Genomic DNA, 4848 nt, shown 5'->3' with positions numbered 1-4848 from the left:
GGCAGCGGCGGCGAAGGCGCCGTCGAGGACGGGCCCGGCGTCGGGGCCCGCCACGACGAGACCCGACAGCCCCGAGCCGCCCGCCAGGCGGCCCAGCTCCGAGTTGAGCGCGTCGGTGTCGTCGCCCAGCTCGCGCAGCGCGGCGATCACGGCGAAGCGGCGCCGGCCCTTGCCGAGCACGGCGAGCGCCTCGAACGCGGCGCGCATCGAGTCGGGGTTGGCGTTGTAGGCGTCGTTGACGACCGTGATTCCGTCGGGCCGGTCGGTGACCTCCATGCGCCACCGGCTGCGCGGCGTGGCGTCCGACAGCTCCTCGGCGATGGTGGCGACGGGCAGGCCCAGCTCGTAGCCCGCCGCGGCGGCGGCCAGGGAGTTCTCGACCGCGGCCGTGCCGTACAGCTTGAGCTTGACGGGGGCGGCGCCCGACGGGGTGTGCAGCGTGTACGAGGCGCGCCCGCGCTCGTCCACGGTGACGCCCTCGGCTCGGATGGCGGCGCCGGGAGAGCGCCCGAACAGGGTGACGCGCGCGTTGGTGCGCGAGGCCATCGCGCGCACCAGTTCGTCGTCGGCGTTGAGCACCGCGACGCCGCCGCGTGGCAGCGACTCGACCAGCTCGCCCTTGGCCTGCGCGATGGCCTCCTTGCCGCCGAACGGCCCGAGGTGCGCGGTGCCGACGTTGAGCACCACGCCGATGCGGGGCGGCGCGATGCGGGTGAGGGCCTCGATGTGGCCGATGCCGCGGGCGCTCAGCTCCAGCACCATGAAACGGGTGTCGAGATCGGCCTTGAGCACGGTCAGGGGGTGGCCGATCTCGTTGTTGTGGGAGCCGTCGGGCGCGATGGTCGGCCCGATGCGCGCGGTGAGCCGGGCCAGCAGGTCCTTGGTCGTGGTCTTGCCGGCCGAGCCCGTCACGCCGATGACGGTCGCCCCCGGCAGCGAAGCGGCCTGCGCCGTGGCGAGGTCGGCGAGCGCGGCGGCCGTGTCGGGCACGATCACCGCCGGCCCCTCGACCGGCCTGCCCGCCAGCACCGCCACGGCTCCGCCCCGCACCGCCTGGGCCGCGTAGTCGTGCCCGTCGACCCGGGCGCCCTTGAAGGCGACGAACAGGGACCCCGGTCGGACCTCCCGCGAGTCGATCACGACGGGACCGCGTACCACGGCGCGGGGGTCGGCCATGCCCGACAGTGCGCCCGAGGTTATCTCGGCGATCCTGGCCAGAGGCAACGGGATCATTCGTGCTTCCTGCTTTCCTTGCATACGGCGATCGCCTCGGCGACCACCTTACGGTCGTCGAAGGGGATCACTTCGCCTGAGATGTACTGGCCCTGCTCGTGGCCCTTGCCTGCCACGACGATCACGTCGCCGCGCTCTGCCCGGCCGATCGCCAGATCGATCGCGGCCGCGCGGTCAGGCTCAATGATCACATGGGCGCGTTCGTGCCTCGGAACGCGTAGCGCACCCTCCATCATCGCGGCCAGGATGGCGAGCGGGTCCTCCGAGCGCGGATTGTCACTGGTGAAAACCGCCACATCCGCCAGCCGCGCCGCCGCCTCGCCCATGAGCGGACGTTTGCCTCTGTCGCGGTCGCCGCCGCAGCCCAGCACCACGGTGAGCCGGCCCGCGGTCACCTCGCGCAGCGCGCGCAGCACCGACTCGACCGCACCGGGCTTGTGGGAATAGTCGACGACCGCCTGGAACTCCTCGTCGGGGCCGGTCACCCGCTCCATCCGGCCGGGCACCCCGGTGGGCGTGCCGACGCCGTGGACGGCCGTCTGCAGCGGCACGCCCGCCTCGACCAGCGTCACGATCGCGCCGAGCGCGTTGGAGACGTTGAACGGTCCCGGCAGCGAGATCTGCGCGTCGGCCTCGACCCCGCCCGGCCCGACGACCCGGAACGTGCTGCCGTCGGCGCCCAGCCGGACGTCCAGCGCCCGCCAGGCCGCCTCCGGGTCGCCCAGCGCGGAGAAGGTGGTCATCGGCACCTTCGCCCGCGACAGCAGCTCGCGGCCGTGCGGGTCGTCGAGGTTGGTCACGCCGGCGCGGCTCATCTCGGGCTGGAACAGCCGCGCCTTGGCCGCGAAGTAGTCGTCGAGGTCCGTGTGGAAGTCGAGGTGGTCCTGCGACAGGTTGGTGAAGAGGGACACGTCGTAGAAGACGCCGTCGACCCGGCCGAGGGCGAGCGCGTGGCTGGAGACCTCCATGGCCGCCGCGGTCACGCCCCGCTCGCGCATGAGGGCGAACAGGCCGTGCAGCTCCGACGCCTCCGGCGTGGTCAGCCGGGCCGGGAAGCGCTCGCCGCCCACGTGGATCTCGACGCCGCCCACCAGCCCCGTGACGTGCCCGGCCGCGCGCAGCCCGGCCTCCAGCAGGAACGTGGTGGTCGACTTCCCGCTGGTGCCGGTGACGCCGAGCACCTGGATGTCGTGGGCCGGCTGGCCGTACACCCACGAGGCGACCTGCCCGAGCAGGGCGCGCGGGTCGGGCACGACCAGCACCGGCAGCCCGGTCGCGACCGCCTGGTCGCGGCCGTCGTGGTCGGTGAGGACGGCGACGGCGCCGCGGGCCAGCGCCTCCTGCGCGAAGCTCGCGCCGTGGACCTGCTGGCCGCGCACGGCCACGTACAGGTCTCCGCGCGCGACCTGGCGGGAGTCGATGGTGACGCCGGTCAGCGCGGCGTGGGGTGACCTCGACGAACCGGAGTCGGCGTCGAGCATGGTGGCCAGCCCGGTCAGCGGACGAGGCGGGCTAGTCGTGGGACGCATAGACGACGGGGGACGCACGGCGGCAGCGTACCTTCCCTGGTCACTGTCCCGCGCGCGTCCGCACCGGAGGCGCGGCCGAGCCCGTCGGCGGGATCTTCCTGCTCTTGATGGCGAACGTCATCACATCCTTGAACACGGGCGCGGCGATCTGCCCGCCGAAGTGCCCGTTCTTCGGGTTCTGCAGCACGGAGAGCACCACCAGCCGGGGCGCGTCCGCCGGGCTGAAGCCCGCGAAGGAGGCCGTGTAGCCGTCGTAACGGCCGAGTTGCTGATCGTAGCGGTCGGCCGTGCCGGTCTTGCCGGCGACCCGGTATCCGGGGATGGCGGCCAGCTCGCCGGTGCCCTGGGCACTCACCGCGGCCTCGAGCATGGTTGTGATCTCCTTGGCTGTCTTCTCGCTCACCACCCTGGTCTGCTTACCGGGAGGAGAGGGGACGAACCTGCCCGTCTCGTCGGTCGCACCCGCGACGATCTGCGGCTCGACCTTGACGCCGCCGTTGGCGATGGCCTGGTAGACGCTGGCCATCTGCAGCGCGGTCACCGACACGCCCTGGCCGTAGGCGATCGTGCAGTTCTGGCTGCCGGACCAGGTCTTGTGATCGGGCAGCAGCCCGGCTCCCGCGCCCGGCACGCCGCCGCCCGGCCTGGAGCCGAATCCGAACCCCCTGAGCATGTGGTAGAGACGCTCGCTGCCGACCCTGCGGGCGGCCATGACGTTGGCGACGTTGCTGGACTTGGCCATCGCCTCGCGGAACGTCATCGCCTCCAAGGGGTGCGGGTGCGAGTCGCGCAGCACCCGGTCGGCGCACCTGATGTTGTCCCTGACCTGGAAGACGGTGTCGGGCGTGAGCGCCCCCGCCTCCAGCGCGGCCGCCGCGGTGATCACCTTGTTCGTGCTGCCGGGCTCGAACACGTCGGAGGCGGCCCTGTTGACGTACAGGCTCGGGGAGGAGCGGCGCCAGTTGTTCAGGTCGAGCTCCGGGGCGTTGGCCATGGCGAGGATCTGGGCGGTGCGGACGTCCATGACGATGACGGTGCCACTGCTCGCGCCCGACTTCTGGGTCTGCTCGGCGATCGCGCGCTGGGCGGCCCACTGGATGTCGCGGTCGATGGTCAGCCTCAGGTCGCGGCCGTCGACCGGGGCGGTCCGCTGGCTGCTGGTCATGGGGATGCGCTGGCCGTCGCGGCCGGTCTCGACGCGCTGCTCGCCGTCGCGACCCGCGAGGAGGGCGTTCTTGGCTGCCTCCATGCCGCCGAGGCCCCTGTCCTCGTCGCCGACGAAGCCGATGAGGCTGCCGGCCAGGTCGCCCGCGGGGTAGAGACGGCGGTAGGTCTTCTTCTCTGCCAGACCGGGCACGCCCGCCTTGAGCAGGCGGCTCGCCACGACCGGCTCCACGTCCCTGGCCAGCAGCTGGTAGCGGGTGTCGACGCGGGCCAGCTTGGCGGACATCTCCTGCTCGGGCTTGCCGAGCTGGCCGGCGAGCAGGGTGGCGACGTTGGCCCGCACCTTCGGCGGCACCTTGGTGGGGTCGATGGCGATCTCCCGGGCCTCGACGGTCAGGGCCAGCTCGTGGCCGTTGGCGTCGGTGATCGTGCCGCGCTTGGCAGGGATGACCTCCTTCTGCAGGCGCTGGCCCGCGGCGGCGGCCTCGTAGACCTTGGAGTCGAGGCCCTGCATCTGGATGAGCCGCCCAGCGAAGATGGACAGGATGAAGGTCATGCCGATGAGGCCGATGTTGACGCGCCTGCGGGGGTTGCCCAGCCGGAGCATGAGCGGCGGCTTGGGCGGGCGCGGGGGCGCGGGGGGCCTCTGCGGCGGCCTGTTGGAGGGCCTGTGGGACGGCCTGGGGGACGGCCTTTGGGGGCCGTCGGCGAGGTTCTGCGGGGGGCGGGCCTCCCTTCCCCGGCCGGATGGGCCGTCCTGGCGTGCCCGGCCACGTGGTCCTTCGCCGTCGCTCTGGTCACGGTCTCGTGCCCGGTCGTGCCCGTCCTGCCGGGCCCGCCCGCGCGAGCCCCCGGCGGCCTCCTCACGTGCCCGGCTGGGAGCCTCCTCGCGTTCCTCGCGCCCCCGGCCCCGCACGGTGCC

General features: G+C 73.1%; 3 protein-coding genes. All 3 read right to left on the bottom strand.

Annotated features, from left to right (window positions below):
* Positions 1–1233 (bottom strand): UDP-N-acetylmuramoyl-tripeptide--D-alanyl-D-alanine ligase (locus DQW85_RS27410; protein ID WP_162795423.1); only part of this gene is annotated, 1233 nt, incomplete at its 3' end.
* Positions 1230–2762, bottom strand: a complete 1533-nt coding sequence (locus DQW85_RS27405) for a UDP-N-acetylmuramoyl-L-alanyl-D-glutamate--2,6-diaminopimelate ligase (RefSeq protein WP_113702796.1) — start codon at positions 2760–2762, stop codon at positions 1230–1232. The genes DQW85_RS27405 and DQW85_RS27410, both read right to left, overlap by 4 nt.
* A gap of 40 nt (positions 2763–2802) precedes the next feature.
* Positions 2803–4533, bottom strand: coding sequence for a peptidoglycan D,D-transpeptidase FtsI family protein (locus tag DQW85_RS27400; protein ID WP_113702795.1), 1731 nt, complete (start codon positions 4531–4533; stop codon positions 2803–2805).
* Positions 4534–4848: the final 315 nt, after the last annotated feature.

The organism is Nonomuraea lactucae (assembly GCF_003313395.1).
Classification (GTDB): Bacteria; Actinomycetota; Actinomycetes; order Streptosporangiales; family Streptosporangiaceae; genus Nonomuraea; species Nonomuraea lactucae.
The sequence above is the reverse complement of the archived record's forward strand: the minus strand, read 5'-3'. Positions and strand labels throughout refer to the sequence as shown.